This window comes from Photobacterium sp. SKA34, from assembly GCF_000153325.1.
Lineage (GTDB): Bacteria > Pseudomonadota > Gammaproteobacteria > Enterobacterales > Vibrionaceae > Photobacterium.
Map to the genome: position 1 here is coordinate 22,754 of NZ_CH724143.1, position 17,339 is coordinate 40,092.

15 protein-coding genes are annotated in these 17,339 nt (G+C 42.6%); 6 read left to right on the plus strand and 9 right to left on the minus strand.

Translation table 11 applies throughout. The annotated features are described in order from the left end of the window. Positions 1 to 19: 19 nt before the first annotated feature. The 5 genes from SKA34_RS13245 (at position 20) to folA (ending at position 4,125) form a co-directional block, all read left to right on the plus strand. The gene (locus SKA34_RS13245) at positions 20 to 946 is read left to right on the plus strand and encodes a DMT family transporter (RefSeq protein ID WP_006646042.1); all 927 of its coding nucleotides are present in this window, start codon (positions 20 to 22) and stop codon (positions 944 to 946) included. Positions 947 to 1,029: 83 nt separating this feature from the next. After that, complete coding sequence (cgtA, locus tag SKA34_RS13250) at positions 1,030 to 2,199, plus strand: Obg family GTPase CgtA (RefSeq protein ID WP_006646043.1); 1,170 nt, start codon at positions 1,030 to 1,032, stop codon at positions 2,197 to 2,199. A 127-nt stretch (positions 2,200 to 2,326) separates the two neighbouring features. Further along, positions 2,327 to 3,130 carry a threonine/serine exporter ThrE family protein gene (locus tag SKA34_RS13255; protein WP_006646044.1) on the plus strand — a complete coding sequence of 268 codons (804 nt, stop codon included), beginning with the start codon at positions 2,327 to 2,329 and terminating at the stop codon, positions 3,128 to 3,130. Then, positions 3,127 to 3,603, plus strand: coding sequence for a threonine/serine exporter family protein (locus tag SKA34_RS13260; protein ID WP_006646045.1), 477 nt, complete (start codon positions 3,127 to 3,129; stop codon positions 3,601 to 3,603). The genes SKA34_RS13255 and SKA34_RS13260 overlap by 4 nt, the downstream gene beginning before the upstream one ends. Before the next feature lie 39 nt (positions 3,604 to 3,642). Beyond that, positions 3,643 to 4,125, plus strand: a complete 483-nt coding sequence (folA, locus tag SKA34_RS13265; protein ID WP_006646046.1) for a type 3 dihydrofolate reductase — start codon at positions 3,643 to 3,645, stop codon at positions 4,123 to 4,125. Between the two features lie 60 nt (positions 4,126 to 4,185). On the opposite strand, the gene SKA34_RS13270 is transcribed toward folA, so the two are convergent. The 6 genes from SKA34_RS13270 to lptD all read right to left on the minus strand — a co-directional run bounded on the left by SKA34_RS13270 (position 4,186) and on the right by lptD (position 11,184). After that, on the minus strand, positions 4,186 to 5,001 hold the full coding sequence (locus tag SKA34_RS13270; RefSeq protein ID WP_006646047.1) for a symmetrical bis(5'-nucleosyl)-tetraphosphatase: 816 nt from the start codon (positions 4,999 to 5,001) through the stop codon (positions 4,186 to 4,188). Positions 5,002 to 5,037: 36 nt separating this feature from the next. Continuing rightward, complete coding sequence (gene apaG / locus SKA34_RS13275; protein WP_006646048.1) at positions 5,038 to 5,421, minus strand: Co2+/Mg2+ efflux protein ApaG; 384 nt, start codon at positions 5,419 to 5,421, stop codon at positions 5,038 to 5,040. A gap of 116 nt (positions 5,422 to 5,537) precedes the next feature. Then, positions 5,538 to 6,362 carry a 16S rRNA (adenine(1518)-N(6)/adenine(1519)-N(6))-dimethyltransferase RsmA gene (rsmA, locus tag SKA34_RS13280; protein ID WP_006646049.1) on the minus strand — a complete coding sequence of 275 codons (825 nt, stop codon included), beginning with the start codon at positions 6,360 to 6,362 and terminating at the stop codon, positions 5,538 to 5,540. Beyond that, the gene (pdxA, locus tag SKA34_RS13285) at positions 6,359 to 7,351 is read right to left on the minus strand and encodes a 4-hydroxythreonine-4-phosphate dehydrogenase PdxA (protein WP_006646050.1); all 993 of its coding nucleotides are present in this window, start codon (positions 7,349 to 7,351) and stop codon (positions 6,359 to 6,361) included. Before pdxA ends, rsmA begins: the two co-directional genes overlap by 4 nt. Before the next feature lie 8 nt (positions 7,352 to 7,359). Next, complete coding sequence (surA, locus tag SKA34_RS13290) at positions 7,360 to 8,661, minus strand: peptidylprolyl isomerase SurA (RefSeq protein ID WP_006646051.1); 1,302 nt, start codon at positions 8,659 to 8,661, stop codon at positions 7,360 to 7,362. Between the two features lie 45 nt (positions 8,662 to 8,706). Then, positions 8,707 to 11,184, minus strand: coding sequence for an LPS assembly protein LptD (gene lptD, locus SKA34_RS13295; protein WP_006646052.1), 2,478 nt, complete (start codon positions 11,182 to 11,184; stop codon positions 8,707 to 8,709). A 172-nt stretch (positions 11,185 to 11,356) separates the two neighbouring features. Here lptD and djlA point away from each other — a divergent pair, with 172 nt between their 5' ends. After that, entirely contained in the window at positions 11,357 to 12,208 is an 852-nt protein-coding gene (gene djlA, locus SKA34_RS13300; RefSeq protein WP_006646053.1) for a co-chaperone DjlA, read from the plus strand. Between the two features lie 87 nt (positions 12,209 to 12,295). On the opposite strand, the gene SKA34_RS13305 is transcribed toward djlA, so the two are convergent. The 3 genes from SKA34_RS13305 to rapA all read right to left on the minus strand — a co-directional run bounded on the left by SKA34_RS13305 (position 12,296) and on the right by rapA (position 17,162). After that, positions 12,296 to 13,249: a D-2-hydroxyacid dehydrogenase gene (locus tag SKA34_RS13305; protein WP_006646054.1), complete on the minus strand. Its 954-nt coding sequence runs from the start codon at positions 13,247 to 13,249 to the stop codon at positions 12,296 to 12,298. A gap of 141 nt (positions 13,250 to 13,390) precedes the next feature. Beyond that, positions 13,391 to 14,083, minus strand: coding sequence for a bifunctional tRNA pseudouridine(32) synthase/23S rRNA pseudouridine(746) synthase RluA (rluA, locus tag SKA34_RS13310; protein WP_232284285.1), 693 nt, complete (start codon positions 14,081 to 14,083; stop codon positions 13,391 to 13,393). A 160-nt stretch (positions 14,084 to 14,243) separates the two neighbouring features. Then, positions 14,244 to 17,162, minus strand: a complete 2,919-nt coding sequence (gene rapA, locus SKA34_RS13315) for an RNA polymerase-associated protein RapA (protein ID WP_006646056.1) — start codon at positions 17,160 to 17,162, stop codon at positions 14,244 to 14,246. Between the last annotated feature and the right edge of the window lie 177 nt (positions 17,163 to 17,339).

Sequence of the window (17,339 nt, forward strand, 5' to 3'; positions counted from 1 at the left end):
TTTTATATCTGGAGGGTTTATGCAAGATCGTGGCCCGATGATCGGTTTTTTCCTTGCACTAACAACGGCTGTCTTTTGGGGCGCGTTGCCCATTGCGATGAAACAAGCTGTCGAAGTGATGGACCCTTTTACCATTGTTTGGTATCGCTTTATTACTGCGTCTATTGGCTTAGGCCTATTACTCAGTTGGAAAAAGAAATTACCAACAATTTTAAATCTTGGCCGAGCTGGTGGGCTGGTGCTACTGATTGCAAGCATTGGCCTTGCCGGTAACTTCGTCTTATTTAATAGTTCGCTTAAATACCTTAATCCACCGGTTGTACAAGTTATTATTCAATTAGCCCCTGTTGGTTTATTGGTCGCTAGTGCATGGGTATTTAAAGAAAAGCTTGCTAAGCACCAGATTATTGGTGTGACTTGTTTATTGGCTGGCTTATTACTGTTTTTTAACGAACGCTTAATTGAGTTATTTACCAGTTTTTCTGGTTATACTTTAGGTGTGAGTTTAGCTGTGGCGGCTGCTATTGTGTGGGTGATATATGGCCTTGCACAGAAGTGGTTATTAAAGCAATTTTCCTCAGCACAAATTTTGCTGATGATCTATGTGATCTGTGCTTTGATCCTAACGCCAATGGCACAACCAGAACAAATCTACGTAATGGATAATCGTCAACTTGCGATGTTGGCATTCTGTTGTATTAATACGCTTGTTGGCTACGGTGCTTTCGCTGAAGCGATGTCACGCTGGCAGGCCTCACAAGTGAGTGCAGTGATCACACTGACTCCTTTGTTTACGATATTATTTGTCGATCTTGCGAGCCTTGCTTTGCCACAATACGTTGCGTCAGTAACGTTGAACATCTGGGGTTATCTTGGTGCAATGGTGGTGGTAAGTGGTGCGATATGCTGTGCTATAGGCCATAAATTTATTCGCCAGCACAAATAATCTAGGTCGATGACAATAATTACTACGCCATGATGTGTTCGTAATCATGGCTGTATGTTAAACGCCACAGTGCGGAGAAAAGAATGAAGTTTATAGATGAAGCAACTATCAAAGTTGATGCCGGTGACGGTGGTAACGGCGTAGTAAGTTTTCGTACTGAGAAGTACATTCCCAAAGGCGGTCCTGATGGCGGCGATGGTGGTGACGGCGGTGACGTGTACCTATTTGCTGATGAAAACTTTAATACCTTGATCGATTACCGTTTTGAACGTTTCCATGCGGCAGAACGCGGTGAAAATGGTCGTGGTGGTAACTGTACCGGTAAACGTGGCGCCGATAAAATACTGACGGTACCTGTGGGTACACGTGCTGTTGATGACGATACGGGTGAAGTAATTGCCGATCTGACTGAACACGGCATGAAAGTGATGGTGGCTAAAGGTGGTTTCCATGGCCTAGGTAACACTCGTTTTAAATCATCTGTAAACCGCGCACCTCGTCAAAAAACAATGGGCAGCTTAGGTGAAGTTCGTCATCTTCGTCTCGAATTACTGCTTTTGGCTGATGTAGGTATGTTAGGTCTACCTAACGCAGGTAAATCGACCTTTATTCGCTCTGTATCGGCAGCCAAGCCGAAAGTGGCGGACTACCCATTCACTACGTTAGTACCAAGCTTAGGCGTTGTACGTGTTGATGCAGAGCGTAATTTCGTTGTTGCTGATATTCCTGGCCTGATTGAAGGTGCGGCAGACGGTGCTGGTTTAGGTATTCGTTTCCTTAAGCACTTAGAGCGTTGTCGTGTATTACTACACATGATTGATCTACTGCCAGCTGATGGCTCTGATCCGGTAGAAAATGCATTCACCATCATCAATGAGCTTGAGCAATACAGTGATAGGCTAGGCAATAAGCCTCGTTGGATTGTATTTAACAAAGCTGACTTGCTTGATGAAGAAGAAGCGCAAGAGAAAATGACTGAAGTGCTAGAAGCCCTCGCTTGGGAAGATAAATACTACAGTATTTCTGCACTAAACCGTACTGGTACGAAAGAGCTAACGTATGATCTGATGGAAGCGATTGATGCTATGCCTAAGATCAAATACGAGCCTGAAGAAAAAGAAGATAAAGTTGACTTCAAGTGGGATGATTACCACGCTGAGCAAATTAAGAAAGCGCAAGATGAAGACGACGATGATGATTGGGATGATTGGAATGAAGATGATTACGATGTTGAAATCATTTACAAGCCATAATCAAGCCTGATTGTGTAGAAGAAGCCGTGCCGTGAGGTACGGTTTTTTTTGTGCTTAATCAAAATGAAAGCAGTGGTTATTCGCTACTCTAATGAGATAATAAGCACGCAAAATTAATGGATGATAAATGGCAATTCATCAGGACTGTATACTTACTCAAATCTCAGAGTCTGAACAAAGAGACATAACACGACTTGTGATATCTGCAGGTCAACGTCTTTTACAGCATGGCGCAGAAAGTACCTTAGTGGCTGATGTGACTAGTCGACTTGGTTTAGCTCTTGGGGTTGAAAGTGTTGAGGTATCATTATCTGCTAGTTCGATGGTGATCAGTACACGTCATCAGGGAAGCTGTATTACGACCACGCGACGTTGCCAAGATAGTGGGATCAATATGCAGATCGTGACAGATATTCAACGGATCTGTATTTTAACTGAGCGTGGACTGCTTGATCGTCATGATGTTCACCATAAATTAGAACAGATTCAACCTCAGCGTTATCACCGTTTATTGGTGATTATGATGATTGGTCTATCTTGTGCTTCTTTTAGCCGCTTAGCTGGGGGAGATTGGCCAGTTTTTTTCCTGACTTTCCTAGCCTCATCTATTGGTATGTTTGTTCGCCAAGAGATGGCACATTGTTATTTTAATCCCTTGATTAATTTTGCTTTCACCGCCTTTGTCACCACACTAATTTCAGGTTTTGGACAAGTTTATCATATTGGTGATAAACCTTTTTTGGCGATGGCTTCTTCTGTACTGATGTTGGTACCGGGGTTTCCATTAATCAATGCCGTTGCTGATATGGTAAAAGGTTATCCTTCAATGGGGCTGGCAAGGTGGACGATGGCGAGTTTATTAACACTTGCCGCTTGTATTGGTATTGTTGCTGCGATGAATGTGCTGGGGGTGTGGGGATGGTTACTATGAATGATCTGATCTCACTAATGCTGGCGCTAGGCAATGACATGCTTTTCGCTATGATCCCAGCTGTTGGATTTGCATTAGTTTTTAATGTCCCACCAAAGGCACTGAAATATTGTGCTATTGGAGGAGCATTAGGGCATGGCACTCGATTTCTTTTAATGCATTGGGGAATGCCTGTTGAGTGGGCTACATTTGCAGCAGCTACCCTTGTTGGTATGATCGGTGTACATTGGTCACATCGCTTTTTAGCTCACCCTAAAGTTTTTACTGTCGCGGCAATGATTCCGATGGTACCAGGCGTTTTTACTTATAAAGCAATGATTGCGATTGTTGAAATTAATCATCGTGGTTTCTCAATGGAATTATGGGGAGTGATGATTGAGAATTTACTTAAAGCGATCTTTATTGTTGCAGCATTAGCCATTGGGTTAGCTATGCCGGGATTATTGTTTTATCGTCGTCGACCAGTGGTGTAACCTATGGGGTCACAAATATTTAAAAGGAGTTTCCTGAAGATGAAGATCAGCATGATCGCCGCAATGGCACATGATCGAGTAATAGGCAAAGAAAATGCGATGCCATGGCATTTACCCGCTGATTTTGCTTGGTTTAAGCAATGTACTTTAGGAAAGCCTGTAGTAATGGGGCGTAAGACGTTTGAGTCTATTGGTCGTCCGCTTCCTGGTCGCCATAACATTGTGATCACCCGTAACCCTGAGTTTCATGCCGAAGGGATCACTGTTGTGAGAGATATAGAAGCTGCAAAACAAGCCGCTGGTGATGTGGAAGAGCTAATGATCATCGGTGGTGGTAGTATTTATCAAGCTTGTTTACCACAAGCGACTTGCCTCTATTTAACTTTTATTGATGCGAACTTAGACGGTGATACACGTTTCCCTGAATGGGGAGAGGGGTGGCATCAAGTGAGCTCAGAGCATTATACAGCAGATGAAAAAAATGCTTATGCGATGGACTTTATGGTACTTGAACGCAATTAATTATACAGTTCAATAATGCCCATGCTGGTGGGCATTATTGAATAGATAAAGAGGCGAGATTTAATAAATAGGACATTCGGTAACAAAGCGCTGTCTGTCTTCCCAGCGTAACATGGTTAAACTGTTTCCCCACACGCACCCTGTATCAATCCCAATACAATGCTCATCTTGATGCCCCATGAGCGCCGCCCAATGACCAAAGATAATGGTTTTCTCTATTGGCTCAGTACGCTTTACTTCAAACCAGGGGATCAAGTTGCCAATTTCAGGATTTCCAGGCTTTACTTTACAATGCATATCTAAGCGTCCGTTAGGCTCGCAAAAGCGCATACGGGTAAAACTGTTGATGGTATAGCGAAGCTGCTCTAATTCATTAAGTTCTTCTTGCCAAAAATCAGGGCCATCTCCATACATATTTTCTAATAGCCATACATAACGTTCAGACTGGAGGATTTCTTCAACACGACGAGCTTGTTGACGTGCCGTCGCTAATGACCATTGTGGACTAATACCTGCGTGCACCATTACTAATGGAAAATCAGGATGCTCAGCCAGCAATGGTTGATGGCGTAGCCAATGGAGTAATTCTTGGCTATCTGGAGCGTCTAAAATGGCCTGAGTTTTATCACTCGGTTTTAAACGTGCGAAGCCATTTGAGGCGGCTAATAGGTGGAGATCATGATTGCCGAGGATTAGCTGTGCACTATTACCTAGTGCTTTAACAAAACGTAATGTTTCTAATGATTCAGGACCACGCGCGACAAGGTCACCAGCAAGCCAAAGGTGATCGTGCTTGGGATCGAAACTTGCTTGAGCAAGGAGTTTTTTTAGATCAGGTAAGCAGCCCTGAATATCACCAACAAGGTAGGTTGCCATATTGCTCTCATTATTGAGGAAAGTGGAAGTAAAAAGCTAGTGGATAATGTTAGGCACAGCCAAACGAAAAGGGGCAATGTCAACTTTAAAGCTATTACCGTCCCCGTCTTCCATAATGTAATGCCCTTGCATCACACCAAGCGGGGTATCAATAATTGTACCACTGGTGTAGGTATAGTCATCACTTGCTTGAATAATGGGTTGTTTACCCACAACACCATCACCATCAATCACTAGCTTTTTACCATTGGCATCGGTGATCAACCAGTGGCGCTTAAGTAATTGTGCTTGACCTCGACCAAGGTTATGAATAGTGATGGTATAGGAAAACACATAGCGACTATCCTCAGGCTCGGATTGATCATCGAGGTAATGAGTAACGACATGACATTTGATGGTTGGGGTAGAAGTGATACTCACAGACAACATCCTTTGTTTAAATCTCTTTTCATTTTAGCGTCATTCAACCACAAATAAAGAAAAACCCCGATAACCGTGAAGCTATCGGGGTTTTTGTGTCATCCACTTAAATATAATTAAGCTTTCGCATCTTTTTGGTAATTTGCATCAAGCCAGTTAGCCATTGCAACAAACTGTTCAACAGTAATGTTTTCTGGGCGGTGGCCAGGGTTAACACCTAGTGCTTCAAGTTGCTCTGCTGTGAAGAGTGCTTTATAGCAGTTACGAATTGTTTTACGACGCTGGTTAAAACCTTCACGACATACACGATCCAACCATTTTAGGTTGGTACATGGGAACGGTAACACTTCGTAAGGTGTTAGACGTACTACTGCTGAATCGACTTTCGGAGCTGGTACAAAAGATTCTGGCGGCACTTCAAGTACTGGCATCACACGGCAGTAATATTGTGCCATAACCGTTAGTCGACCGTATGCTTTACTTCCTGGACCTGCCGCAAGACGGTTAACCACTTCTTTTTGCAGCATAAAGTGCATATCTTCAACATCTTTGTGGAATTCAAAAATGTGGAACATTAAAGGGGTTGAAATGTTGTATGGCAAGTTTCCGAAAATACGTAACTTATTATTTTCTTTAATAAGTTGCGTGAAGTCGAAACGCATTGCATCACCTTGGTGGATCGTTAGCTTAGACGCTAGATCGGGGTGATTTTCAAGGCGTTCAGCAAGATCGCGGTCTAGCTCGATAACGGTAAATTTATCAACAAGTTTACCCACTTGTTCGGTGATCGCACCTAGACCTGGGCCGATCTCTACCAAGTTTTGACCTGGTAATGGGTTGATTGATGACACTATGCCGTCAATGATGTAAGGGTCTTTCAAAAAGTTCTGGCCAAAGCGCTTACGGGCGCGGTGACCTAGATGGACTTGATCGCTGCTCATGCTTGTTTATCTACCAATTCTAGGGCGTGAGATAGCGCTGTCCAAAGGCTACCTGTATCTGCCTGTCCGGTACCTGCGAGTTCCAGTGCGGTACCATGATCTACTGAAGTTCGGATGAAGGGCAATCCTAACGTAATGTTAACTGATTTACCGAAGCCTTTATATTTCAGCACCGGTAGCCCTTGATCGTGATACATGGCTAATACCGTATCGGCATCAGCTAAATATTTTTCTTGGAAAATAGTATCAGCCGGTAAAGGGCCGATAAGATCCATGTTTTCTTGCTGGCGTAACTGCTCAAGAGTAGGAGTAATAATATTTATTTCTTCCATCCCTAAACAACCATCTTCACCAGCATGGGGGTTTAATCCACAGACATAAATTTTTGGAGATTCAATACCAAATTTACTGACTAAATCAACGTGTAAAATACGAATTACCTGCTTTAATCTGTCTTCTGTAATTTCTTGTGATACATGACTTAGAGGGATATGAGTTGTCACTAACGCGACGCGTAATCCCTCGGTAGCTAGCATCATAACAACTTGTGCAGTGTCAGATTGTTGAGCAAAAAATTCAGTGTGACCACTAAATGATACGCCAGCGCGGTTAATGACCCCTTTATGAACAGGACCAGTTACAACGGCGGCGAACTCACCATTCATACACCCTTCTGCAGCGCGTTTTAATGTTGATAGCACATACATGCCATTGCGTTCATCTAACGTACCTGCGACAACATTAATTGTTGTATCAATATGTGCAACCGTCATTGTTCCTGCTTTATGTGGCAGGATGGGCTGATCGGGTTGATAGGGCAAAATGGTTAGTGGTAAACCTAATTTAGCCGCACGTTCTACCATAACCTGCGCATCAGCACAAATAACAAGTTGGTGCGGCCAATTTTCTTGGCATAAGGCGATGACTAAATCAGGGCCAATTCCAGCAGGCTCACCGGGGGTGATTGCAATCCGTTGTTTGTTAGTCATGTCTTTACTTAGCCATTGTTGGTTGTATTCATTGGTTCAATGTAAGCACCTGCACGTAGTTCTTGTAACCATGTTTGTGCCTCTTCATTGAATTTACGGTTAAAGATAATTTGTGCCGCGCGGTTTTTCATTGCTGCATCTGTACGATCGACTTTACGACGACCTTCAACTTCAACAATGTGCCAACCAAATGAAGACTTAAACGGTTCACTGATTTTATCGACCGGTAGTGTTTCTACTTTGTCTTTGAATGCTGGTGCATACATATTAGGTACTTGCCAGCCTAGTTGACCACCATTTACCGCCGAACCTGGATCTTCACTGTAGGCTTTCGCTGCTGCAGAAAATGTTTGTTTACCGCTAATAATACTTTGACGAATTTTCTCAAGCTCAGCTTTTGCTGCTGCATCACTTAGAATCATTGAAGGTTTGATCAAAATATGACGCGCTTTTACCTCAACAACAGATACACTCGGCATACCTTTTACATCGTTGATTTTTAAAATGTGGAAGCCAACGCCACTTCGGAATGGACCAATGATCGCATTTTTTCCGTTATTTTGAATCTGATCAGCAAAGACGGTTGGCATTTCTGCTTTACCCATCCAGCCCCATTCGCCCCCTTTCAGAGCTTTAGGCCCTTTTGAGTAACGGTAAGCCAGTTGTGAAAAGTTTGCGCCTTTTTTAAGTTGAGCAACAATATCTTCAGCTTCTTGTTTTGCTTTATCTCGTGCTGCTTTATCCGCATCTTCATCAACACGAATTTGAATTTGACTAATGTTGTATTGCACATTTTGTTGCGTTTGTTTGGCCATTTGTTTAGCTAAAGACTCAACCTCTTGTGGCAGAACGTTGACGCGTTTACGAACAATAATGTTACGTGCCTCAGATGCCAGCATGTCGTTACGCATTTGCTCACGGAACATCGCGTAAGAAATCCCTGCGTTAGCAAGGCTTTGGCGTAATTGGTCTACGCTCATATTACGTTGTTTAGCAACATCAGCGATTGCTTTATCTAATTGGCTATCATCAATACGGATCCCTAGCTGTTGTGCTTGCTGGAGCTGTAAGTTTTCAAGGATCAGTTTATCCATTACTTGCTGACGTAAAATGTTATTAGGCGGTAACTGTTGGTGTTCTTCAGCTGCGTTAAGGTGAACCGTTTTTAGCATGGCGTTCACATCACTTTGTAAGATCACACCGTCGTTAACAGTCATTACTACTTGGTCAAGTTCCTGAGGTGCAGCCATGCTGGTTGCTGACATACCCATCATCATTAGACTAAGTACAGAATACTTCCACGTTTTCATTTATATTCCATCAGGTTATAAGGCGACACATGTGTCGCCCAAATATTAATTATTAAGAGTGAATGGATCGCCGTAAGACAAAATATTACCGCCATCATCCGATGATTGACCGAATGTTGGTCCGGCACCTTGTAAACCAAGTAAACTGAATGAGAAGCTGATATTGCTATCGTATTCAGTAAAATCTTGTGATAGTGAATCTTTCGCGTAACGATTGTAAGTCAGTCCTATCATCCAACATGCAGATGAGTAGGTGAAGCCCACTTTACTTTCAAGCATTTTGTTAACATTCATGTCTTGGTAGTAATCAGCTTTAATATCAACACTATCACTAACAGGGAAGCCAATGGATAAGCCTACCTGTGAAATACCATCTTTTTTACCATTGATTTCTGTATTCGGGTTGCTCACGTATTTTGTTAAGTAATCACTTGATACGTAACGGTAGCTCGGTTGAACAAATATCCCGCTGTTACGATATTCAACAGCCACATTGCCTTGCTGAATGTCATTCTCACTTGAGTCATATTGCATTGCTGTTTTTAAGAACAGACTATCATCAAGGTTAAATTCTGTTTCAACAGCTGTTGCTGAATAACTTTTCGCTTCTTTGTTATCGGTGCCTTGATTTACAGGTTTGTCGATATAGAAGATTTGACCCATAGATAGGGTAAATCGTTCCTTAAAATCTTCATCAAAGTAGCGGGTAGATGCGCCGACGGTGAACTGGTTCGCAGGCGCTATATAGTCGTTACCACTGTATGTACGATCGCTAAATAGGCCGTAGTAGTCTTGTTGTAAACGAGTTGAATCATAGCCGCCACCGACATAATCAAATGGGTTATAAATACCTTTTTGGTCAACATCTTTTACATAAAGGTATTGAATTTGTGGTTCTAAACTTTGGGTATAATGACTACCTAAAATGGATGTATCACGCTCAAAATAAAGGCTACTGTTGACGCGAAACTCAGGAACAACGCGATTAACACTATCTTTAAGAGCATCAAAATCAGATTTTTTGTCTAACTCTTTTTTATCTTGCTTGTAATGGGCATAGTTCACTTTTGCTTGTGTTGTTACAGACCACCAAGGCGTCGCGTAAGGAAGCGTTAGTGTCGGTTCAAAAATTATACGATCTGCATCTGGCTTGTTTATCGTACTATTCTCAAACTTACTGATACTCATTGGCATTTTAAAATCGAGACCATAGCCGAGATCAGTTTTATAGTAAGTTGATGAAAGTTGAGGCATTAAGCGATAAGCTGAAAGCTTGTCTGTTGATATCTCAGCATTTTCTGGATCTTTTAAAAGCTGAAAATCACGGACCATCAACATAGTATCCCAGTTCGAGTTACGGTAAGACACTTCTGCTGTTTGGAGCAGGTTATTATCTTCACGCTCACCAATACTGGAATCTAAGCCACGCTCAAAATACTTGAAATCACTGACTCTGCTGTAGTCGATATCAACTAACCAGTTCTCATCAATGATCCCACTGTGCGTCCATTGGAAGCCCCAATACTTTCCACTATTGGGTTTATTGTCTTCCAATTGGTAATCTGCGAAATCGGCCTTTTTATCATGACCCATATACTCACCAACAACTTGACCTTCACCTAATTCATTCAGGTAGCGGAATTTAGCCGTTGTTTGAAGACCACGGTGGTTCATGTATTTGGGTGTTAATGTTAAGTCGTAGTTTGGTGCAATGTTCCAATAAAATGGTGCTTCGTATTCCATACCATTTCGTGAACCATAGGTTAACGTTGGATATAGAAAACCAGTCATACGCTCTTTTGTGACAGGAATGCGCAACCAAGGTAGATAAAATACCGGTACATTAAGCACTTCAAAGCGAGCGTTATACAAATCGGCAAAGGGGGAATCACCATCGCGCTCCAAAGAGCCTGCAGCAAAACGCCAGCTTTTATCTCCTTCAGGACAGCTAGTAAAAGTACCATCCTTCATCTTATAAAATTGGGTACCATCAACATTTCGTTTGTCGATTTGCTCCGCTTCACCGCGCCCTGGCTGACAGGTCATACGATAAACAGCATCATCCATTTGTGAGTCTTTGGTGTTAAGATCACTCTGGAGTTGTTTGCCATCCATTTCTATACCACCATCGTGGTAGTAAACATTACCTTTTGCAGTAACTATTCTTTGTTGTTGTTTTTGTTGTAGTGTTACCTTATCAGCAGCAATCGTCCGGGTACCCTGCTTAACAATAACATCACCAGTGTATACGGCTTGGTGACCTTGTTGAGCTTGAACATTGTCCCCCTCAATGGTAATTGGCGTATTATTTGTGTCTTCTTTACGGTCTTTCGGTGCAATACAAACGCCACGTACCATAGCTAAAGGATCGTCAGTAACGGCTGTTTTTGTTGTTTGATCTTCTGCTACAGCATGTTTATCGTTGATATCTTTATGTAAATAAGTGGCATCTTCTGCCATTGCCGGCCCATTAAGGGCAAGACCAACCATGGTGGCAAGTAAGCTGTGAGAGGTGAGTGACATCAGATTCAACATTCCTGTATCAGTTTGAGAGCAAGGCGAATAATTGCGCTTTTTACAAGCATTCCCGATAAATGACAGCTATCATAATGCAAATTCGCCGCGACAGCATCTTTTCAGCGCATGCTGTTGGGTAAACATTGAAAAAATTTAACAAATTACCAGAGAGTATAGAATGCAGAAGACAGGTATATGGGGAAAAATTATTGGTGCGTTGCTTGGCCTCTCCATTGGAAAATTGCCTGGATTGTTGATTGGTTTATTTATTGGTCACCAGTTTGATAAGGCTTATGCTCGTCAGATGAATGGCGGTTTTGCAGGTTTTGGTCAGAACAGAGCAAGCAGCGCAGAGCAGCAAGCAGAGTTTTTCCATGCTTGTTTTGCAGTGATGGGACATGTCGCAAAAGCGAAAGGGCACGTAACAAAAGATGAAATTCGTGTTGCAAGTGCGATTATGGATCGAATGGGGTTACAAGGTGAATCTCGACTTCAAGCGCAAAATGCGTTTCGTGAAGGAAAAGAAGATAACTTCCCATTAGAAGAGATGCTAAATCGTGTCCGTAGTCGCGCAAGGCGTGCTGATTTACTCCAGTTTTTCTTAGAATTACAAATTCAAGCAGCATTTGCAGATGGATCATTACATCCTAAAGAGCGTCAGTTACTGCATATTATTGCGCGTTACCTTGGCTTTTCTGAAGCCCAACTTGAACAACGATTGCGTATGCAAGAAGCGGCGTTTCGTTTTCAACAAGGTGGTTTCCATCAGCAATATCAGCAACAGGGCGGTGGTTTCCAAGCGCCCCCTAGTCGAGATCAATTAGCTGATGCGTTTAATGTCTTAGGGGTTGATGAAAATGCCTCTGCGCAAGATGTGAAACGTGCTTATCGTAAACAGATGAATGAACACCATCCTGATAAACTCGCAGCGAAAGGTTTACCACCAGAAATGATGGAAATTGCGAAGCAAAAAACCCAAGAGCTTCAAGCTGCCTATGATTTGATCCGAAAAGAGAAAGGATTCAAATAATTGTTATCGCGCTGAATCATAAATTGCAAAAGCGAGCTTGGTGCTCGCTTTTTTGTTTTTAAAGGACTTATTATTATAATAAACCTCTTAAACGAGGTTTTGTGGTTTGTTGTTACAAAAGCGGTTAATATTTTCAATAAGTTGATTTACCAGTGTCTGAATGGCGGAATCAGATCCCCATGCAACATGTGGTGTGAGTAATAGATTAGGCAAATGCGCCTGTTTTAATAATGGATTATCATCATTTGGCGGCTCAGAAGTAAAAACATCACAGCCTGCACCCGCAATTTTTTTATCTAGCAATGCATCGACTAAATCTTGCTCATTCACCAACCCACCACGTCCGGTATTGATCAAAATAGCGTTAGATTTCATCTGTGCGAGGTCTTTTTTTGCGATAAGATCTTCAGTTTTTTTCGTTAGCGGGCAATGCAAGGTGACAATATCGGCTTGCTGTAATACGTCATTAAACAGTGTATAACCTTCACGACAGGTGGTGATGTGCTTGTGCTCTGCAAATAGAACCTTCATCCCCAGTGCAGTTGCAAGATTGGCTGTCGCTACCCCTAAGCTGCCTTTACCGATAATACCCATTGTTGAACCTGTGATATCGCTAATTGGATGAGTGAAAAAGCAGAATTGCTGTTGCTTCTGCCACTCGCCCGCGATGATATCTTGCTGATAGCCAATCAGGTTACGTTTTAGCGCAAAGATCATTGCTAATACGTGTTCAGGGACAGATCGAGTCGCATAACCACGAATATTGGAAACTGGAATGCTATGGCGATGACAATAATCGATATCGACGTTATTGCTCCCCGTCGCACCGATGGCAATAAATTTCAGGTTTGGTAGTTGAGACAAGATATCGGCAGTGAGTTGGACTTTATTAGAAATAGCGATAGTTGCGTGTTGCAGACGTTCAATTATTTGAGATGGCGATGTACGTTGATATTCAATCCATTGATGATCAGATTGTGGGAGAGGGATATTAATGTGTGCTGGAATAGTGGCGCGATCTAAAAATACAATATGTTCCACTGTTAGACTCCATGGAACGCTTGTTCCGTTTGGTGTGAAAATAATAATGCTAGTTTAGGTTGTTGCTTGTTAAAACAAAGCTAGCATTCTTTTTTCTCGTGATCTAACTTCCGAGCGATAGTTGCCGATTTATCTGTGGTTTTATTTACCTAAAATCGTTTGTGTTGGCGCTTCTGGATAAAACTCACAAGGAGCAAACAAATGCATCGGTTCATCACTTCCTGGATGGGTAAAAGTCAGTTCTGCTGCGTGTAACTGTAAACGAGGAGAAGCAGCCATTGCATCCTCATTAGCATAAAACTTATCGCCTAAAATCGAATGACCTAATGCTTGCATATGAACACGCAATTGGTGAGAGCGACCTGTTACGGGCAGTAAACGGACCAAGGTTGATTTCTCATCACGGCTTAATACTTCGTAATGCGTTACTGAAGGTTTGCCATCGTCAAAACACACTTTCTGACGTGGACGATTAGGCCAATCACAGATCAAGGGAAGATCCACGGTTCCTGTGTTTTGCTTGATATGTCCCCATACACGGGCGTAATACACTTTTTGTGTTTCTCGCTCACGAAACTGGGCTTTTAAATGACACTCAGCTTTTTTGTTTAGAGCCAGCACAATTAAGCCTGATGTCCCCATATCTAAACGGTGCACAATTTGTGACTTAGGGTATTTTTCAAGTACGCGAGCAAATATGCTGTCGTGATGCTCTGGCGCACGTCCTGGGTTTGAGAGTATGCCAGCAGGCTTATTAACTGCGATAATGTCGCTATCAAGAAAAAGAGTATCCAACCATGGATCGGTAGGTGGATTGTAGTTCAACACGGGCAATGGTTTCATGATGCGCTCGTAGGATAGATATGAATAAAAACGGGGCGAATACTAATATGAATAATAGTAAATTGGTATGTTTGGTGATGCGATTAAAGAAAAAGCCGTGAATATCAGTAATGACATTCACGGCCTTAATTTACTTATGAGGAGTTATTGATCAGTTATGACTTACAACGATCAAACGCAGAGAATCAAGCTGGATTTGTGCTTTTTCAATGTAGTTAGTTAACTCAATGATTTGGCTTTCAATTAGTTCTAATTCGTCATCACGAATATTCGGATTAACTGCTTTTAGGGCTTGAAGGCGATCAAGCTCAGCGCGCAACGTGTTTTCCATTTCAGCTTGTGCTTGGCTTCGTACGACATCAAGCTCTTTGCTGATCTCGCGCTCTGCGTGCTCAATCAGAGTGTGAATATCTTTTTGAACCGAGTTAACGAGCTTACTGCCAAGGTGACGATTGACTGGGCTAAGTTGGCGGTTAAAGCTTTCAAATTCAACGTTAGCTGATAGGTTATTGCCTTTACCATCAAGCAAAATACGGATCGGTGTTTTTGGTAAGAAACGACCAATACCTGATTGCTTAGGTGCTTGAGCGTCAACCACATAGATAAGCTCAAGTAGCAATGTACCAACAGGTAATGCTTTGTTTTTCAACAATGATACAGCCGTTGTACCCACGCCTTCACTTAGCAGTAATTCAATACCGCCTTGGATCATTGGGTGTTCCCAGCTGATGAAGTTGATATCTTCACGAGAAAGTGCAGTGTCACGTTCAAAAGTGATGGTACAACCGTCATAAGGAAGCCCAGGATAGCTTGCCACCATCATGTGCTCTGATGGGGTCACAACAATTGCGTTTTCGCCTTTGTCATCTTGGTTTAAACCAATGGTATCAAACAAGCCCAGTGCAAAAGTCACAAGGTTAGTATCACCATCTTTAGCGCTGATCTTCTCAACCAACTGCTGAGCTTCTTCACCCCCGTTAGAATGAATTTCTAATAGTCGGTCACGACCTTGCTCTAATTTGGTTTTTAGCTCATTGTGCATTTCAGCGCTGCGCTGAATAACGGATTCAAGCGCTTCAAGATCGTGTTTGTCACTGGCAAGCAAGGTAATAAGATCTTCACATACCGCTTCATAGACGGCACGACCTGTCGGACAGGTCTCCTCAAAGGCATTTAAGCCTTCGTTGAACCAACGTGCTAATAGTGCTTGAGAAGTACCTTCTAGGTAAGGCACATGAATTTCAATCTCACGCTTTTGACCAATACGATCCAAACGACCAATACGTTGCTCAAGTAGATCAGGGTTACTTGGTAAATCGAACATTACCAATTGGTTTGCAAACTGGAAGTTACGACCTTCTGAGCCGATTTCAGAACATAATAGTACTTGAGCACCATCATCTTCTTGGGCAAAGTAAGCTGCCGCTTTATCACGTTCGATAATCGACATACCTTCGTGGAACACGGTAGCGCGGATGCCTTCACGCTCACGTAATGCTTGCTCTAAGGTTAATGCGGTTTGCGCACGAGAACAAATCACCAATACCTTCTCGTTACGGTTGGCTTTTAGCATATCAAGTAGCCAGTTAACACGAGGATCAAAGTTCCACCATGTTGCTGATTCACCCTCAAATTCTTGGTAAATATCTTCAGGGTAAAGCAGCTTGATCGCTTTCTCGTTGACACCCATTTTACCGCCCATCATTGCCGCAACACGCATGGCTGTAGTGTATTGGGTTGGCATAGCTAATGGGTACATATTCAGATGACGCTGAGGGAAACCTGTGATTGCTGAACGGGTATTACGGAACAATACGCGTCCCGTACCGTGGCGATCCATCAGGTTGTTGATCAACTCAAGACGGGCCGCTAATGCTTCAGGATCGTCTTGAGCTGAATCTTCGATCACACGTAACATTGGCTCAATATCTTGCTCATATAACAGCTCAGTTAAGGTGTTTTTCGCATCATTATTTAGTTTTTCACCAGAAAGTAGTTGTGTTACGGCATCAGCAACGGGTTCGTATTGACGCTCTTCTTCAACAAAAGCTTCGTAATCGTAAAAACGGTCAGGATCAAGAATACGTAAGCGTGCGAAGTGGCTTTCACGACCTAATTGCTCAGGTGTCGCTGTTAGTAGCAGCACACTTGGTGTTTTTTCTGCTAGGGCTTCAATCACTTGGTACTGACGGCTAGGCTTATCTTCACTCCACTCAAGGTGGTGAGCTTCATCGACAACCAATAGATCCCAATCAGCTTCAAGCACTTGTTCAAAACGACGACGACTTTTACGTAAAAAGTCTAACGAACACAATACATATTGTGCGGTATCAAATGGGTTAGCGGCATCAGCAAATGCTTCAACACAACGCTCTTCATCAAAGATAGAGAAGTGCAGGTTAAAACGGCGCATCATTTCAACGAGCCATTGATGTTGTAGGGTTTCAGGCACCACGATTAGAATACGTTCAGTACGGCCAGATAGCACCTGCTGGTGGATGATCATACCCGCTTCAATGGTTTTACCTAACCCCACTTCATCGGCAAGTAGAACACGCGGCGCATAGCGACGACCGACTTCGTGAGCAATATATAACTGGTGTGGGATCAAACCTGCACGCATACCGCATAAACCACGTAATGGGCTTTTTAGTTGCTCATATTGGTTTTTCAGCGCACGGTAACGCAGTACAAAACGATCCATGCGATCAATTTGACCGGCAAACAATTTATCTTGCGGTTTATTGAAACGAATTTGGTGACTTAAGAAAAGTTCACGTAGCGCGACATTTTCTTCTTCTGTATCGGTACGCGTACCTACGTAGGTGATCACGCCTTTATCTTCGTTGATCGCTTCTACCTTTAGTGACCAACCCTCATGGCTTTCAATCACATCACCAACGTTAAACATGACACGGGTAACAGGGGCATCATTACGTGCATATAGGCGATTTTCTTCTGATGCGGGGAACATCAAGGTAACCGTCCTTGGTTCAAGAGCGACAACGGTACCTAGACCTAAATCACTTTCTGTATCACTGATCCAACGTTGACCCAAAGCAAATGGCATAGTGGTAGAAACCTTCTAATTATCTGATATCAAAAAGACTGCAATAAGCTATGCAATGTGTTTATAAGCTACACTGAAGATAAGTGTACGCTAGAATTTAAAATTTGTGCATAGCTCAAAAAGGGGACTCATGTTACTGCATGATGTGATTAAGGTCACGGTGAAAGTGATGAAAAT

Bases quoted from the DNA above. Each gene is read 5' to 3' on its own strand.
- SKA34_RS13245 (WP_006646042.1), top strand. From the start codon at position 20: ATGCAAGATCGTGGCCCGATGATCGGTTTTTTCCTTGCACTAACAACG.
- cgtA (WP_006646043.1), top strand. From the start codon at position 1,030: ATGAAGTTTATAGATGAAGCAACTATCAAAGTTGATGCCGGTGACGGT.
- SKA34_RS13255 (WP_006646044.1), top strand. From the start codon at position 2,327: ATGGCAATTCATCAGGACTGTATACTTACTCAAATCTCAGAGTCTGAA.
- SKA34_RS13260 (WP_006646045.1), top strand. From the start codon at position 3,127: ATGAATGATCTGATCTCACTAATGCTGGCGCTAGGCAATGACATGCTT.
- folA (WP_006646046.1), top strand. From the start codon at position 3,643: ATGAAGATCAGCATGATCGCCGCAATGGCACATGATCGAGTAATAGGC.
- SKA34_RS13270 (WP_006646047.1), bottom strand. From the start codon at position 5,001: ATGGCAACCTACCTTGTTGGTGATATTCAGGGCTGCTTACCTGATCTA.
- rsmA (WP_006646049.1), bottom strand. From the start codon at position 6,362: ATGAGCAGCGATCAAGTCCATCTAGGTCACCGCGCCCGTAAGCGCTTT.
- pdxA (WP_006646050.1), bottom strand. From the start codon at position 7,351: ATGACTAACAAACAACGGATTGCAATCACCCCCGGTGAGCCTGCTGGA.
- surA (WP_006646051.1), bottom strand. From the start codon at position 8,661: ATGAAAACGTGGAAGTATTCTGTACTTAGTCTAATGATGATGGGTATG.
- lptD (WP_006646052.1), bottom strand. From the start codon at position 11,184: ATGTCACTCACCTCTCACAGCTTACTTGCCACCATGGTTGGTCTTGCC.
- djlA (WP_006646053.1), top strand. From the start codon at position 11,357: ATGCAGAAGACAGGTATATGGGGAAAAATTATTGGTGCGTTGCTTGGC.
- rapA (WP_006646056.1), bottom strand. From the start codon at position 17,162: ATGCCATTTGCTTTGGGTCAACGTTGGATCAGTGATACAGAAAGTGAT.